General features: G+C 52.0%; 13 protein-coding genes. All 13 read right to left on the bottom strand.

The features are described from left to right. Positions 1–236 precede the first annotated feature (236 nt). A complete protein-coding gene (gene hypE / locus NT002_07445; protein ID MCX6829105.1) occupies positions 237–1,292 on the bottom strand; it encodes a hydrogenase expression/formation protein HypE in 1,056 nt (351 codons plus the stop codon). An 8-nt stretch (positions 1,293–1,300) separates the two neighbouring features. Further along, positions 1,301–2,416 carry a hydrogenase formation protein HypD gene (gene hypD / locus NT002_07450; GenBank protein MCX6829106.1) on the bottom strand — a complete coding sequence of 372 codons (1,116 nt, stop codon included), beginning with the start codon at positions 2,414–2,416 and terminating at the stop codon, positions 1,301–1,303. Next, entirely contained in the window at positions 2,413–2,667 is a 255-nt protein-coding gene (locus NT002_07455; GenBank protein ID MCX6829107.1) for a HypC/HybG/HupF family hydrogenase formation chaperone, read from the bottom strand. The genes hypD and NT002_07455 overlap by 4 nt, the downstream gene beginning before the upstream one ends. Further along, positions 2,668–4,938, bottom strand: a complete 2,271-nt coding sequence (hypF, locus tag NT002_07460) for a carbamoyltransferase HypF (GenBank protein ID MCX6829108.1) — start codon at positions 4,936–4,938, stop codon at positions 2,668–2,670. An 89-nt stretch (positions 4,939–5,027) separates the two neighbouring features. Continuing rightward, positions 5,028–5,543, bottom strand: a complete 516-nt coding sequence (locus NT002_07465; GenBank protein ID MCX6829109.1) for a hydrogenase maturation protease — start codon at positions 5,541–5,543, stop codon at positions 5,028–5,030. An 11-nt stretch (positions 5,544–5,554) separates the two neighbouring features. After that, the gene (locus NT002_07470; GenBank protein MCX6829110.1) at positions 5,555–6,844 is read right to left on the bottom strand and encodes a Ni/Fe hydrogenase subunit alpha; all 1,290 of its coding nucleotides are present in this window, start codon (positions 6,842–6,844) and stop codon (positions 5,555–5,557) included. Next, on the bottom strand, positions 6,834–7,613 hold the full coding sequence (locus NT002_07475; GenBank protein MCX6829111.1) for an oxidoreductase: 780 nt from the start codon (positions 7,611–7,613) through the stop codon (positions 6,834–6,836). Before NT002_07475 ends, NT002_07470 begins: the two co-directional genes overlap by 11 nt. A gap of 1 nt (position 7,614) precedes the next feature. Next, a complete protein-coding gene (locus tag NT002_07480) occupies positions 7,615–8,484 on the bottom strand; it encodes an FAD/NAD(P)-binding protein (protein MCX6829112.1) in 870 nt (289 codons plus the stop codon). Then, positions 8,468–8,929 (bottom strand): cyclic nucleotide-binding domain-containing protein, encoded by a 462-nt coding sequence (locus NT002_07485; GenBank protein MCX6829113.1) that lies wholly within the window; start codon positions 8,927–8,929, stop codon positions 8,468–8,470. The genes NT002_07480 and NT002_07485 overlap by 17 nt, the downstream gene beginning before the upstream one ends. Further along, positions 8,916–10,097 carry a 4Fe-4S dicluster domain-containing protein gene (locus NT002_07490; GenBank protein ID MCX6829114.1) on the bottom strand — a complete coding sequence of 394 codons (1,182 nt, stop codon included), beginning with the start codon at positions 10,095–10,097 and terminating at the stop codon, positions 8,916–8,918. Before NT002_07490 ends, NT002_07485 begins: the two co-directional genes overlap by 14 nt. Positions 10,098–10,654: 557 nt before the next feature. Continuing rightward, positions 10,655–12,274 carry a hypothetical protein gene (locus tag NT002_07495; protein MCX6829115.1) on the bottom strand — a complete coding sequence of 540 codons (1,620 nt, stop codon included), beginning with the start codon at positions 12,272–12,274 and terminating at the stop codon, positions 10,655–10,657. A 174-nt stretch (positions 12,275–12,448) separates the two neighbouring features. Beyond that, positions 12,449–13,450, bottom strand: a complete 1,002-nt coding sequence (locus NT002_07500) for a dockerin type I domain-containing protein (GenBank protein MCX6829116.1) — start codon at positions 13,448–13,450, stop codon at positions 12,449–12,451. A gap of 60 nt (positions 13,451–13,510) precedes the next feature. Beyond that, the gene (locus NT002_07505; protein ID MCX6829117.1) at positions 13,511–15,838 is read right to left on the bottom strand and encodes a M28 family peptidase; all 2,328 of its coding nucleotides are present in this window, start codon (positions 15,836–15,838) and stop codon (positions 13,511–13,513) included. Positions 15,839–16,277 lie beyond the last annotated feature (439 nt).

The following is a 16,277-nucleotide window of genomic DNA, read 5'->3' on the forward strand; positions in this document are numbered from 1 at the left end:
GCAAACATAGTTATCGAAAATCCTTTTGTCAAGCCCAAATATTCATTATCTGCTTAAGTGACAAGACATTATTTGTCTGATTTATTCCTCCTCCGGATGCCCAAGAAGCATATCTCGATATGTTTTTAGGTAATTAGTGCGGCAATGGCAGTGGGGCCAATTAATTCCCGAATTTCCTTGCAAGGTGAGAAAATGCCCCCAAAATGGATTTACTGAAGAGAAGGGCGCAAAATGAGTTAGCAGATTCGCGGTAATTGTTCGCCGCTAATCATATCGACAATACGGCTGGCGCCAATCCTGCTTTTCATCGTGACCATCGATGCCGGCGCTTGGTGAACGTGGCCAATAATGGCTGCATGGGCTCCGCATGGGTGCGCCCGCAGGAGGGCCAACGCTTTTTCCGCATCGGCAGCCCTCACAAAAACCACCATGCGCCCCTCGTTGGCCACGTATAGGGGATCCAGACCAAGAATTTCACAGGCCCCTTTAACATTCTCCTGAACCGGGATAGCCGTCTCCTCAATCTCAATATGGCATTTTGATGTTTCGGCAATCTCGACCAGGGCGCTGGCCAGACCGCCGCGGGTCAGGTCGCGGAGGCAGCGAATTTCTATTCCCGCCGCGAGCAGGTTCATAACCGGCTCGGATAAAGGCGCGCAGTCGCTTTCGATAGTTGACTCAAAAGCCAGACCCTCCCGGGCAGCCATTATAGCCATACCGTGGCGGCCGATATCGCCGCTGAGAAGGACCACATCTCCCACCTTAACTCCGGCAGGAGAGATATTGATATTTCTAGCAATTATCCCGATGCCGGCGGTATTGACGAAAATCCCGTCTCCTTTGCCGTGGTCAACAACTTTCGTATCACCCGTAACGATCTGCACCCCGGCTGTTTCGGCGGCCTTCCGAATTGATTGAACCACCTTCCAGAATGTTTCCATCGGCAGTCCTTCCTCCAGAATAAATCCGACGCTCAGATAAAGAGGGCGAGCGCCGCACATCGCCAGGTCATTGACCGTTCCATAAACCGCCAGCGCTCCGATATCCCCACCGGGGAAGAAAAGCGGCTTGACGACGTAGGAATCGGTCGTAAAGGCGAGTCGGGTATTCTGCAGATTCAAAACTGCTCCATCATGGCGCGCCTCGAGAGCTTCGTTACTGAATGCCGGGACAATTATCTTCTCCAGCAACTGATGCATCAGTCGGCCGCCGCCCCCATGGGCGAGAAGGATATGTGGGTATTCCGATATCGGGATCGGGCAGGAAAGCTGGAAATCCTTCTTTTCGGTCATCAGATTCTTTATCCTATAATTGAATTATCCGATAGAGGTTGAAAACGGCGGTAACGGTAATATGCCGCACAGGCCCCTTCGGAAGAGACCATGGTCGCCCCCAGCGGATGCTCGGGATTGCAACGGGCGGCAAAGGCCGGGCATTCCGGAGGTTTCTTTACCCCGCGCAGAATCAGACCGCTGATGCACTCCGAGGCTTCCTCGACCGATCTGCCGGCCAGGTCGAAACGGAGTTCGGCATCAAAGAATTTATACTCGCCCTCAAGACCCAGACCGCTGAAAGGAATTTCCCCGATGCCGCGCCATTTTCTCGGGATGACCCGAAATACTTCTCTCATCAATTTCTGAGCCGGCAGGTTGCCGGCGCGATTCACAACCCGGGAGTATTGATTTTCCACTGTTGCGCGCCCTTCCTCCAGTTGGCGGACACACATATAAATTCCCTGAAGGATATCCACCGGCTCGAATCCGGCGACTATAATGGGGACATGATAATTACTTGCGATCGGTTCATATTCGGTATATCCCATGACCGCGCAGACATGCCCGGCAGCCAGGAAACCCTGAACACGATTATCGGAGAAAGAGAGAATCGCCTCGATGGCAGGGGGGACCAGAACATGGGACACCAACAGCGAGAAGTTTTTCAGCTCCATCTGCTTCGCCTGGACTGCGGCCATGGCATTAGCCGGAGCGGTCGTTTCAAAACCGACGGCAAAGAAAACTATTTCCTTTTCGGGATTCTCCCGGGCAATCTTGAGGGCGTCCAGCGGAGAATAGACAATCCGGACATCCCCCCCGGAAGCCTTGACCGAAAGGAGGTCTCCGGACGTGCCCGGCACTCTGAGCATATCGCCGAAGGAGGCAAAAATCACTCCGGGTCGCGAGGCGATTTCGACCGCTTTATCGATCAACTCCACCGGCGTGACGCAGACCGGACAGCCGGGGCCGTGCAGGAGAGTGATTTCTTTGGGCAGAAGTTCATCCACGCCGAATTTGACAATGGCATGGGTTTGTCCCCCGCAGACCTCCATAATGATCCAGGGACGGGTGACAACTCGAGCGATGGCTTTGGCAAATTCCCGGGCGGCCCGGCCATCACGATATTCATCGAGATACTTCACTGTTTCTCGTCTCCGGAATCGGATAATCTCTCAATTTCGGCCAGGTACTCGAAGACCTGTTCGGCCTCCTGTTCGTCGATAACACTTATCGCCACCCCGACATGAACCAGGACATAATCATCGACGTTGGCTTCAGGCACACAGGTTAAATTGACCTCTCTGATAGTGCCGCCAAAACTGACCCGTCCGGTTCGTGTCAGAGGATCATCACCGGTAATACTTAACACCTTGCCGGGAATTGCTAAACACATTTATTCATTTCCTTCCTTTGAATCCGCCATCGCCGCCGCCACTATTTGCCCCAGAGCGATGCCGCCGTCATTAGGGGGGATTCTCTGATGCCAGCAGGGGAGAAATCCTTCGGCTCGAAGCCGGGTGACCGCCCGCTCTGTCAGGTAGCGATTCTGAAAACAACCGCCGCTGAGAACAACCCTTTTTTCACCGCTGCTTCGGGCCATTTCCACAATTATTTCGACCATCGTATTATGAAACCTGGCCGCTATCAGACCGCCGGGAGCATCACTGCGCCGATCTTTAATCACCTCTTCTATCATTGGCTGCCAGTCGATTATTTTGGTTTCCGAATTACAATCAATCAGGAAAGGATATGATGCTTCGGTGTCAAATCCATCAAGTGCATATTCCAGTTCCATAGCTGCCTGTCCTTCATACTTTGTCTCCTGCCTGATTCCTATTATGGAGGCGACCGCATCAAAGAGCCGTCCGGCGCTGGAAGTATAATGCGAGTTGATTGACTTTTCAAGCATCTGCTTCAGAATTGCCATTTCCTGAGAAGTAAAGGCGGCAATAGAAGGCATATTCAATTGCTCCGGCATTTTCCCCCCATACATCTCAAATAAAAGCCCCAGAGCTGTACGCCTTGGTTCTCTGATTGCCTTATCACCTCCCGGGAGGGGAAAGGTGCGGAAATATCCCGCCCTCCGGAAGCCATATTCCGATATTTCCAGAAATTCGCCGCCCCAGATAGTGCCGTCGGTGCCGAGTCCGGTGCCGTCCCATGAAACGCCCAGAACCGGAGGAGTGATTTCGTTTTCCGCCATGCAGGAAAGAATATGGGCATAATGGTGCTGAACGTGTACCACTGGTAATCCCTGTTTTTCGGCAAACTGGGAAGAGAGGTAGCCGGGATGCAGATCGGAGGCGAGCATTTTCGGGGCGAAATCGTAAAGCTTGCGAAAATCGGCGCCGGCATTTTCAAATGCTTCATAGGCCTGAGCCGTCTCCAGATCGCCGATATGCTGGCTGATAAATGCTTCTTTTCCGATGGAAATAGCTATGGTATTTTTGAGATGTGCGCCCACGGCGAAAATTCGGGGCATCTCTTTTTTGAGTGGCACCGGCAGAGGGGCATATCCCCGCGCCCGGCGGATGACCATTTCCCGTCCCATCATTACTCTTACCACCGAATCATCAATCGGTCGGGCAATAGGGCGGTTATGTGCTAGAAATAACTCGGCAATGCCACCCAGCCGTGCCAGAGCCTCTCTTTCATCGGTGCAAATCGGTTCGTCCGAAATATTTCCGCTGGTGGCGACGATAGGGAAACCAAGTTCATCCATTAAGATATGGTGCAGGGGTGAGTAGGGCAGCATGATCCCCAGGTGGGGATTCCCAGGGGCAATCGAAGACGAAATACTTCCGACCGCGGTGTCAGCGGGCGCATGTCGTTTCAAAAGGACAATGGGTGATTCGGGAGAAAGCAATAGTCGAGCCTCCAGGTCGGAGACATGGCATTCCCTTCGCGCCGCTTCCAGCGACGGATACATCAGGGCGAAAGGCTTCTCCTCGCGCCCCTTCCTTTGCCGCAGTCCTATTACCGCCTCATCATTGCGAGCATCCACCATTAAATGAAATCCACCAATCCCTTTTACAGCCACGATATGTCCGTTTCTGATTCCCTCTGCAGCCGCCAACAGCGCCGCGTGACTGCTTTGTTCCACTTTACCTTTAGCATCCCATAGTTCAATATGCGGGCCGCATTTCGGGCAGGCATTGGGTTGGGCATGGAAACGGCGATTTCGCGGGTTTTCATATTCGTCCCGACATTCCTCACACATGACAAAATAGGACATGGTCGTATTGGGGCGATCGTACGGCAGGGCCGAAATAATGCTGTAGCGGGGGCCGCAATTGGTACAATTGGTGAAAGGATAAAGATAACGCCGGTTCTTAGAATCCCGCATATCATTGAGACAGTCAGGGCAGGTTGCAATATCGGGCAGGATGAGAGCCGTTTTGTCACCGGTCTGATCACTTTCGTGGATTTCAAAGCTCTTATAATGGCTTGGGTCGAGATAAGAATATTCAAGACTCTGGATAAACGACCGCGGCGGTTTTTCCGGTCCGACTCGCAGGAGGAATCGCTCGAGTCTATTCTCGGGGCCTTCCAGTTCAATGGTGACGCCCCGGGCGGAATTATTCACCCAGCCGGTCAGTTCCAGCTCGGTGGCAAGGCGAAATACGAAGGGGCGAAAACCCACTCCTTGTACCGCGCCGCGCACCGTGATACGGAGTCTCCTTAGACATATTTGCTGTTCTGTATGAGCCAAACCGCTATCTTTCTTTTCTTGCCGGCAGATGCCATTTTTCCTCAGAGCCTTTCTTGCTTCCGCTCTGTTTCTTTGGACATTATCTCTACGTCATTCAGAATTGATTCCGCAACCTGCGGTACGGCCGATTCCAGAGCGGGGGAGAGCCCTGTCCCAAATTTAAAAGATTCCCCCTCAATTCCATAGATAATCATCCGCGGCGGCAACTGGTCCAGGATACGGGCCATCTCTACCGCCTCGGCCACGCTGAAGGCATGGGTGGAATAGGAAAAGAAATCGGTCGGGATCGATTGACGGCGGGCGTCCAGCCGGTGAATGGTCCCCGGAGGAGCGCCGGAACTGACCGCATCAACCATAATGACACCATCAACTTCCCGCCATCGCTCCATCAGACTCGCCCCTTCACCGCTTTCCTCAATAATTTCAAGGAAAGCCGGAGCCTGATTCTTCAGACTCCGGACAACTATCAAACCTGCTGCATCATCCTTGCGGTATTGATTGCCCACGCCGATAAGAAGCAGTCGGGGTTTTTTTTCGGAAACCCCTTCGGATTTCATTTCAACCGCCCTTATTCCCGTTCAATATGCAATTTCAGGAAATGGCAGGAACAGGAAATACAGGGGTCATAATTTCTGATTGCCTGCTCGCACTGCCAGGTCAGCTTCTCGTTGGACAGGGCCAGATTCCTGCTGACAAACTCGCGCAGGTCACTTTCGATGATTCCCTGATTCTGGGAAGTCGGCGGAACAATCTTGGCATCCAGAATCACGCCGTTCTCGTCGAGGCGATAACGGTGATAGAGGATTCCCCTGGGGGCTTCCGAGCAGCCGCATCCGATACCTGCTTTCGGTACGATGTCAATGGCCGGCTTCTCCGGTTTTTCGTACTCTTTGATGATTCGGAGAGCCTCTTCGCAGGCATAGACCGTTTCGACACTGCGAACAATAATGCTCTTGAATGGATTACGGCATACTTCATCCAGTTTGGCCGCCCGCGCCGCCTGCTGTGCCGAGGGGGTCAGTTTGTCAAAATTCAGGGCGTAGCGGGCCAGCGGGCCGACCAAATAAGAACCGTGCTCCTTGTGTACACAATGCAGAGAAGTCGAATGCTCGACATGGAGTTCCTCAAAGTGCTTCTCAAAATCGGCGATCGGAATATCCAGCCCTTTGTTGGAAACCAGACGTCCATCGAACAGAGGATATTCATCGGGATGGCGCAGCGCGACAAATTCATAATCCTGCTCCAGTTCCGGGAAATCAAAGGTGGCGACAAGCTTGACCGTTTCCAGAGCGGCATCTCTGGCCCATTTCAGCGGTTCAACGAAAGTCTCCAGTTCCTTCTTGTTGGGCACCTTATAGAATCCGCCCACCTTCATATTGATGGGATGGATTTCGCGGCCGCCGACAAGAGTCATCAAATCGTTGCCGATTTTTTTCAGCTTCAGAGCATTTTTAACCGCATCGGGGAAATCCTTGGCCATTCTGATGGCATCTTCATAACCCAGAAAATCGGGGGCATGCAGAAGATAGACATGCAGAACATGGCTTTCGATATATTCGCCGCAGTAGATGAGACGCCGCAATGCCCGCAGCTGACCCTCCACTTTCACTCCGAAAGCATTTTCCATCGCCGTCACGGAGCTGGTTTGATAGGCAATCGGGCAGATACCGCAAATGCGGGCGGTAATATCGGGGGCTTCGCTATGGTTGCGTCCTCTCAAAAAAGCCTCGAAGAAACGGGGCGGCTCGAAAATGCGCAATTTAACATCCACCACCGCGCGATTCTTTATCTTGACATACAGCCCGCCCTCACCCTCCACCCGGGCCAGATAATCAACCTTGATAGTTCTACTTCTCATGGAATTCACTCTCCTTGCGAAAAGCGTCAGAGTAGGCATTGAAACTGCGGAAAGCGCGCACCAGGTTGGGGTCGGAAACGCCCATTTTGCCCCATTGGCGACCCAGAGACCGTGTATTGGGAGACTCTTTGGGGCCGAAACAGCCGTAGCAACCGCGATCATATCCCGGGCAAATGGCATCACATCCGGCATGCGTCACCGGACCGAGACAGGGTGTGCCGTGGGCGACCATGACACAAACATGGCCGCGAGCCTTGCACTGCATGCAGACACTGTGACGCGGCGTATTCGGCTTGCGACCGTTCAAATAGGCGCAGAGGACCTCCACCAGCTGCATTTTATTGATGGGACAGCCGTTCAGTTCGAAGTCGACCTTGACATGATCGCTGATAGGGGTCGACTTGTGAAGGGTTTCGATATACTCCGGATAGGCATAGACGATAGAGGTGAATTCTTTCACGTCTTTGAAATTTCGCAGGGCCTGAATGCCGCCGGTGGTGGCACAGGCGCCGATGGTCACCAGGACTTTCGAGGAGCGGCGGATCCGATGAATCCGTTCCGCATCGTGAGGCGTGGTGATAGATCCTTCAACCAGCGAGAGATCGTACGACCTTCCCACGACAGCGCGCGAGGCCTCGGGGAAGTTGGCGATCTCAATTTCGCCGGCCACGGCCAGAAGCTCATCCTCGCAATCGAGGAGGCTCAATTGGCAGCCGTCGCAGGATGCGAATTTCCAGACAGCCAGTTTTGGTTTGCGTTTATGGGTCATATCAAATTTCTCGCTTCGTAAAAAGGTCAGCAATCGTGTCAAATCGGAATACGGGACCGTCCTTGCAGACAAAGGCCTGTCCGTACTGACAATGCCCGCATTGACCTATGCCGCATTTCATGTTCCGCTCCGCCGAAACATAAATCTTATCCAATGCGATGCCGCGTTTCTGTAATTCCAGAACCGTGAACCGCATCATGATTTCCGGCCCGCAGACCATGGCCAGAGTATGCATGGGATCAAATTGCGCATTGGGAATGAGAGTGGTAACCACCCCCACATTGCCCTGCCAGTTTCCTGAGGCACGATCGACCGAAACATGCACATCCAGATCGAAACGGGCCCGCCACTGTTCCAGCTCTTGTCGATAGAGCAGGTCCTCCGGGGTGCGCGCTCCATAGAGAAGCACCACCTTGCCGTACTTGAAACGCTCGCTCAAAAGCTGATAAATCACCGGCCGCAGGGGGGCCAGGCCGATTCCGCCGGCCACGATGACCACATCCCGCCCGTTCGATTCTTCCACCGGCCAGGAGTTGCCGAAAGGTCCCCGGACACCCAGCTGATCGCCCCGCTTGAGCAGCCACATGGCTTTGGTCACCGTCCCAACCGCCCGGGTCGTATGGACCAGGGTTCTATGTACGGCCGGGTCGCCGCTGATAGAAATTGGGACTTCACCGATGCCATAAACATAGAGCATATTGAACTGCCCGGGTTTATAGGATATTCCCCGGCTCCCACTGGTCGGCTCCAGTTCCATGGTAAAGGTGTCGTAAGTCTCCTTACGCATCCGCTGGAGGCTGTACATTTCGGGAAGCATCGGATTACTGTTTATATCACCCATGGTTATCTGCCTTTCATCCTTGGTCGCCATATACATCCAGAAGCTGTACTCTGCAGGCTTCGAGGCGTTCGGCGATGACTCGCGCGACGCGCTTCATTATCTCATAGCCGAACTCGTGGTCAGCCTCGCACTTTTCGCGAAGGCATTTCCCGTCGAGGGCAATGGCCCGGGTCAGTTCATAAGCGCGGGCGTCGAAATGCCATTTATATGGCGGAATCAGCCACGACCAGCCCAGAGCCTCACCCTGTCCGCGGGTATGAATCGGGATGGCGCCTTTGACCGGCGAGAAGGTTTCCACGACGACCTTGCCCTGTCGGATAACAAAAAACTGATTGGCATCCTCTCCCTCGCGAAAAACGAACTGCCCCGAATTGAAAACGACATTGGTAGCGCATCCCACCAGCACCTTAAGATGCTTCAGGTCCAGACCCTGAAAGAATGGATGTCCGGCCAAGAGAGGTTCAAGGTTTTCCATGACTTTTCTCCTTCATTGAAACAGCGGAAGTGCCGACCAGGGCGCTTTCGCGAATGGCCCGGACCTCCTCCGTAATGTCAATTCCTACCGGGCACCAGGTAATACAGCGCCCGCATCCAACACAACCGGAAGTCCCGAACTGGTCAATCCAGTACGCCAGTTTGTGAGTCAGCCACTGGCGATAACGAGACTTACTCGAATTTCTTATACTGCCGCCATGAATATATGAATGATCCACGGTGAAGCAGGAATCCCATTTGCGGCGTCGTTCGGCCGTCGCCCCTTTCAGGTCGGTGTAATCTTCGACATTCATGCAGAAGCAGGTGGGGCAAACCATCGTGCAATTGCAGCAGCCCAGACACCGTTCGGCCACCTCATCCCACCGCGGATTCTCCAGATTGCGGAAAAGAAGCTGCTTTATCTCGGTAGTGTCCATGGTCTTGCCCATCTGTTTGGAGGCCTGGGCGATCGCCTTTTCGGCCGCCGCCGTGATTTCCTCGCCGGCCTTTTCGCAGGAGACTTCCGCGAGAATCTCGGCGCCCAATTCGGTGCCGATTTCGACCACAAAATGATGGTTTTTCCTGTCTATAATCTCTGTCAACGCCAGGTCAAATCCGGCGCCCGCCCTGGGGCCGGTCTTCATGGAAGCACAGAAGCAGTTCTCGCCGGCGCGGGTGCAGTTGACCGCCAGAATGAAGATATTCTTCCGGCGGGCCAGATAGAAAGGATCGACATATTCCCCTTCCGAAAAAACCTTGTCCTGGATGGCGATAGCCTGCAATTCACAGGCACGGACTCCCACCAGCGCCATTTTTGGAGGAGTCGTTTTTTCCGAGGAAATCTGAAATCCGGTAGAGCTCTTCTTGGCCTCCCAGAGTTTAATTTCGGGTGGAAAGAGATACTTTTTCCAGGACTGCGGGCCGACGACATACCCAAAGAGAGTAGGCTCATCCCGCTTTTTCAGGCGATATGTGCCGCCGCTCTGCTCGTCCGTCCAGCCGATGGGAAGCTCTTCGACGGAAGCCACTTCATCATAGACAATGGCCTTATCCCGGACTGTTGGTGCGGCGACTTTATATCCCCGTTTGCCCAAAGCATCAAGCAATTGCTGAAAATGAGACCTTTCCAGCAAGGCTTGGTCACCGATTTTTTGAGAAGTTTTTGCCATAAACCTCAATCCAGTAATTTAGAACTACAAATATCCTGTTTCTCTAACCCAATGTTACCAATCTGCAACTGGTTGGGTTTTCTAAATCCGAAGTCATGCTCGGCATTACTCATTGTGGGATATATAATAATATTTCCTCGGGCTGACAAGAGAAATTATAAACTTTGTGAAAAATTTCTCTTTTTAAAAAGCCAATGAACACTTGCTAAATATTTGACTGACAATTGCATTTTTATCCGGATCGAGGCAGGTAATGACAATATAATATATTGCTTTGTAATGACTTACGGGTAAGACGGAAGAGTAATCAAGTCGCGATTGTTTTATTTCAGGGAGAAGCTGAATTCCGGCCGGTGAGCAAAAACCCATTCCTTCCGTAATTCATCGGACGAGATAGTCTTGTGCCCGTTTCAAAAGCTGTCCAATGATATCGCCAATATGGTCTGGTTAGGCCGACATTTCATAGAGCTTCAGTACATAACTCAGGTCGGGGGCCACACCCCTGACCTGGTTTTTGCATTGCCAACTCAGCCATCAAATAGGCCTGGGTGTTCGCATCACATTGGCCCGCAAATCGGAGCAGGACCGCTCCCATATAAGTATTTAATGAGATAAGTCACATCCGCAATGTTGGTTATCCCATTACAGTTGGCATCCGCTTCAGGATACTTCCCGGGACCGCCCTTACAGGGAATATTGCATCCCCAAGAATGATACATAAAATTAAGGATACATGTAATATCCCTAATGTCGACTTTACCATCATGGTTGGCATCGCCGGGCACCACACAGCAGGTATAAATAACGGTAACTTTAATGAGCTGCGATCCGGTCGCTTTGCCATCACTGGCCGTTACCATAAAGGAGAAATGGCCACTGTCCGGAGGCGTCCAGTTGAAAGCCCCGGTACCATTTCCATTGTCGGTAAAGGTCGAGCTCTCCGGCAAGCCGGTTGCCGTCAAATTGATAGGATCGCCGTCAAGGTCAAAACTGCTGACGGTAAAACTAATCGGATGGCCGCTCATCGCCCACTTCTCACCCGGGTCGATTACCTTTGGAGCAATATTGAACCGGTTTCTCCACCACTGTTTCGCTTTGTCCACTCTGGCCTTAAGCCCCAAGGCGCCGCCATCATACTCGGCCGCAAGAACCTTGATCCAGACCAGAGTATCGTTCACACCCAGATTCTTTTTACCGAAGTAGGCCACCAGGATTAGATCCTGATACAGCGAATCTTCCATGGTCGGCTGTGTCGATACCCACGGCTGGTAGCCGCTGAAGGTATTCAACTTGTTGTACAACTGCTGTGGGATAAAGTTGCCGGTCGGATGAGTCCGGTAAATCCAGTCAATGACCAAACCGGTGAACATGCCGGTGACAGTGCCGAACCGATCGGCCGAGTTGTAGGCCGGTAGCTTATAGCCATTAAGATAGGCAAAGCCGCCCGCGCGCATGTCTGCCGGAACACAATCATTATTGGCAATGCTATCCAGACCGTATTCGGCCCCGAAACACCACATCAATTGTCGCGTGGTATCAAACTCGGAGCCATTTTCTACGCCTGATACGTCTGAATCAGAAGGAACATCCCAATCCATAAGCTCACCGATCATCACATTGCTAAGTGCAGACGCTGTCCGATTAAATACTCTCATCTTCTGAATAAGCATTCCGCAGGTATCGGGATGCAACGGCATCCAATATTCGCACGTCACAGCGATAGCTGAATCATGGCTCATGAATTCCGCCTGAGCATACTGGTAGTCCGGCTGACTGGAATCAACCGTAAGCCCTCCAACCGGCCGGAAGCCATTGCGGTATAGCGAGTCCGCATCATAAATGCAGGAGTTCAGGATGGTGTCGCCGGGGTTATTTCCCTTAACACGCAGCAAGAAGGGACTGGCATCATAAAGATATATGGTCGCATTATCATTCTGACCACCATAATTCTCGGTGGTGTCGCAATCATTGAAGAAATTGAAATTGTAACCACCCATCCCTTGGTGCCCAAGATTGCCACAATTATTGAGCGTGATCCGGTTGCAGGCGGTGCGGATTGTCACCAATTCGGGCAATTGAGTGCCGGCCGCGGTTTCACCGGCGTAAAGATAATTTCCGGCAGCCAGAATCAGGCTGGCCGTGATGAGGATTGCTTGCCTTAGAAGTCTTCTGACCATTTTGATACCTCCCATCTTTGACAGGCTTGAAATCATCAAAAAGCATGGCGGTAATACTTTCTGAAAGTCCGCTCATCGAGGGAAGAAGATGAGTCATTCCTTACACCTTTAATATAGACAAAATGCTATATTCTGTCAAGAGTAATTATTTCTTCCCGAGTCAGGATTACAGTGTCATGGGCAAACCGGTTCCGGGCCGCCTTTATAAAGGTAATTTATGAGATAAGTGATATCCTGAATATTGGCTGCACCGCTGTTGTTGACATCTCCGGTCGCAGGCGGCACCGGCGCCGGGCCGCCACGATAGATAAAATTAATAAGATGAGTTATATCCTGGATATTTATAAAACCATTACCATTGATATCGCCGCAGGTTGAGGGTTCCTGGTTCCATCCGGCCGCTTTCGCCATGAGCCACCAGAATGCTTTCCCTTTCTGAAAGCAGTTGAAACAGTGTGAGTGGGCGCACCCGCCGCAGGAAGGGCAGGTGTGGCCCGTGCACCAGGCGGAACACCAATTGCAGGCATCGGTTTCATCCGGATAGTATGTACCATCAGGGTCATAACTCTCGATATCCGCAAAGTCGAAGAGAATCTTGTCGTTACTCCGACAGTAGTCGCGGATTTGGTTATTCCGAAGGTACAGATTACCGGCCGGGCCGCCGCCGTCAAGATGGCCGGTCATAAAAACAAAAACAACGTTGGGATATTCCTGCTCGAGCTGATTGATGGCGTTCAGATAGATATTTATTCCCTCGACCGTATTATCCGACACACCGCCGCACCACGACCAGATGACGATATTATAGTTGCCGCCCGGCTCGGCCAGATGCTCGCGCGTCGGCGGTACCCAGGTGGTATCGCCCTGCCCGCCGAGGTCGTCGCCATATTCATGAATGTAGAGAGTTCCCTTACCGTTATTAAAATCATAAAGAGGGTTGATGTCTCGCAGCATCTCCATCCCGGTGACAATCTGGCTTCCATGCGAGGTATGCCCGTAGAAAATTCTGTAGCCGGTCTTTATCTGCTCGATTACTGATGCGGGAATGCTCTCAAAGGAGGCGATGACATTGTGCTCCGCCACGATGGCCTCGTCCTGCACCGCCACGGCCGAAAATATCATGCACAGAGAACCCAGAACTGCCGCGGCTAAGGATAAAAGTCGCCTGTATTTCATAGCTCCTCCAAATTGCCGTCGACCCATCGATAAATATGATATAAAGCGCCAGATGCCTGATTATGGACAGGCAGGCGCCGAACCTCCTTTGTAAAGGAAATTGATCAGATGGGTAATGTCCTTAATATTTACTATACCGTCGCCGTTTACATCAGCCGAAGTCGTTGGATCGGGCGGCGTGCCGCCTCGATAGAGAAAGTTGATCAGAGCGGTGATATCAAGAATATTGATCAGTCCGTCGTCGTTAAGATCGCCGCAGGTGAATGTGACGCAGTAATAGGCGGTAACCTGGAAATCATCAAGGCCGGCTTCAACGCACGATGCCGACCCCTGGTCGGAAGCATCAAAACGCATTTTCATCTGTGAAGAGGGTGTCAGATAGTCGCCGACCCAAAATGATCTTTCGTACCACCCGCCGTTGGCCTGATAAACCGGTCCAACAGTCTCCACCATGGTCCAGTTGCTCCCATTGTTATTGGAAATCCAGACATACATCCAGTCGGTGTTGGGAGTACTGCCGGTGTTGTTTGAAAACCAGCGGGCATAATGAATTCGGCCATACCCGTTGGAAAGGTCGAAAGTCGGGGAGGCATAAGTGGTGACACCGTTGTCGACATCGGTGTCGCCGTCGCGGTTATCGGTAAGGGCGCATTGTCCGGAGCCGTCGAAATCTGCGGGCGGGTCGCCGCGATCACCGCCGCCCAGCGGATAGCCGCGGTTCCAGAGACCGGCGGTGGCGTTACCGCCGACCGTCCATCCTTTGTCGGTCTCAAAATTATCGGCAAAGACAATATTGCTTTCCGTGGCCACTAATGCTGAATAGGGGAAAATAGTCTCACGCGGATCCGAGAATGTTTCTCCTGAGCCGTTCTGAATGCTGAAGTAATATTCTACCTTGCTGTAACAGCCGGCGGCGGGAAACGTCGCCTGATAGTTTCCGGGGGACAACTCCGTCAGTGGCGCGGTCTGATACTCACCGCCATTAACTGAATAGTGCAGCAGGCCGGTGCCGGAGGCCGGTATCTCTCCATAAGTGCCTGCCAGGGAAATATCTAACAAAGTGGTCGCTTCGGGTGGGAGTGCCGACGGGAGGCCCACAGGATATGAGAAGAGCAGTGTTCCGGTCGGCAGGTAAGTGGTATTGACTCTGTACACGGTCGCCAGTGAGGCCTGCACCATGCCTGTCATATATTCGAAATTCATGTATTTCGTGCTGTCGGACGGAGAGTGATAGACCGTCGAGAAAATATATTCGCTCGCGAATGTCGCGCGGTAACCGCTTTGCGTGAAAGGGAAATGATCCGAGCCGCTGCTATTCCCCGAAAGGAAACCCGATATTCCCACCAGGGAATCGGCCAGATGCTGCCAGAGAAGGGAATAGGTCTGGTCGGTTCCGTGATATAATTTGGCCTGAGTGCTGTTGGCGAAATGGGCGATCATATCCATGTTGAACATATAAATGATGCTGTCACTGCGGGCTTTAGCCTCATTGACATAGTGATAGGCGCCCACTAATCCCTGCTCTTCGGCATCAAACAATATGAATACAAATGTAATATCAGTATTGATATCCCTCAGTATTCTTGCCACCTCAAGAACGGCCGCCGTACCGGAGCCGTTGTCATCGGCGCCGGGTGAAGCTGAAACGGCATCGCGATGAGCGCCGACTATTATCTGAAGTTCGGGATAGAGACTGCCAGTCTTGACTGCCACCACATTCTGGCAGGCGGCCGGAAGGCCGCCCACGGTGGCCGTGAAACTGTCTATCTCTATCGAGTCATAATTAAATGACTGGAATTTCTGGGCAATCCAGTCGCGTGAGGCATAATTGGAGTCGGTCCCTGCGTAACGGCGATAGAAGGCCTGTAGACGCGTCGTAAAGGCAAGCAGCGAATCCTGCTCGACCAGCCCGATAAGAGAATCAAGGCCAATACTCTCGGCGCGGGGAGCAAAAGTGAGCGCCATCGGTTCACTATATTCGATATCGATTTTCCCGGTCAGGATAGGGGCCAGTTCGGGACTCTGCCCGGCCCTGGACAGCTCCGCCAGATCGGCTTTGAACATTCTCAAATTTCCTTCCTCGTAAAGAATAGGAAATTTGCCTACATTTCCGCGGTCAAGGCGATTGTCAACCGCCAATTGGTTTCGGGAAATATCATGGGCCAAAAACTCAATTTCCAGTCCGGAATCCGTCAATTTTGAAACTGACGCCGGATCCGCGATGACCAGATATCCGTCGGATATGACCAGCACCGGCTCCGCTCCGGTGGCAGTCAGAATCCCTGCCTCCCTCTCACTTTTTACAAGAACCTTATATAGATCTCCGGCTGAAGCGGAAACGGCGAGAATCAAAAGCAGCAAAACGGCTGTTAACAATCTCTTTGACACCTGAAACTCCTCTCATAGATGAAATATATTCTTTAACCAATTTCTATCAGTATCCAATCGGATAATCGGTATTGGCAGGGAAGACTCTACTACCAATAAATTAAAAATAATGGTCGCCAGGGAAGAAACTCCGACAAGTGAAACGAGAAAATGAATCGACATAACAGACGCTGCCATAATCAAGTAACGCCTAGGGGCCTGTATTGCAGTAGCCGGGTTTCGGCAAGTACCTCTAATCATTTGAAATATAAGGAATTATTACGCTTAGTCAAGGACATTTTGCGACGTTTGCCTGAATCCGGTAATATCTTTATAAGTGTGTAAAAACGACAAGAGGTGTATCCTTAAGATTTACAAGCTGATTCAAAAGGAGACACCTAATGTCGTATAACGAGTTAGATTTTAGCAGGAGAAACATAGTCTTTGCGCTTTCGGAAGT

It is taken from the genome of Candidatus Zixiibacteriota bacterium, assembly GCA_026397505.1.
Taxonomy (GTDB): Bacteria; Zixibacteria; MSB-5A5; order GN15; family PGXB01; genus JAPLUR01.

Bases quoted from the DNA above. Each gene is read 5' to 3' on its own strand.
- hypE (MCX6829105.1), bottom strand. From the start codon at position 1,292: ATGACCGAAAAGAAGGATTTCCAGCTTTCCTGCCCGATCCCGATATCG.
- NT002_07455 (MCX6829107.1), bottom strand. From the start codon at position 2,667: ATGTGTTTAGCAATTCCCGGCAAGGTGTTAAGTATTACCGGTGATGAT.
- NT002_07465 (MCX6829109.1), bottom strand. From the start codon at position 5,543: ATGAAATCCGAAGGGGTTTCCGAAAAAAAACCCCGACTGCTTCTTATC.
- NT002_07470 (MCX6829110.1), bottom strand. From the start codon at position 6,844: ATGAGAAGTAGAACTATCAAGGTTGATTATCTGGCCCGGGTGGAGGGT.
- NT002_07475 (MCX6829111.1), bottom strand. From the start codon at position 7,613: ATGACCCATAAACGCAAACCAAAACTGGCTGTCTGGAAATTCGCATCC.
- NT002_07480 (MCX6829112.1), bottom strand. From the start codon at position 8,484: ATGGCGACCAAGGATGAAAGGCAGATAACCATGGGTGATATAAACAGT.
- NT002_07485 (MCX6829113.1), bottom strand. From the start codon at position 8,929: ATGGAAAACCTTGAACCTCTCTTGGCCGGACATCCATTCTTTCAGGGT.
- NT002_07490 (MCX6829114.1), bottom strand. From the start codon at position 10,097: ATGGCAAAAACTTCTCAAAAAATCGGTGACCAAGCCTTGCTGGAAAGG.
- NT002_07495 (MCX6829115.1), bottom strand. From the start codon at position 12,274: ATGGTCAGAAGACTTCTAAGGCAAGCAATCCTCATCACGGCCAGCCTG.
- NT002_07500 (MCX6829116.1), bottom strand. From the start codon at position 13,450: ATGAAATACAGGCGACTTTTATCCTTAGCCGCGGCAGTTCTGGGTTCT.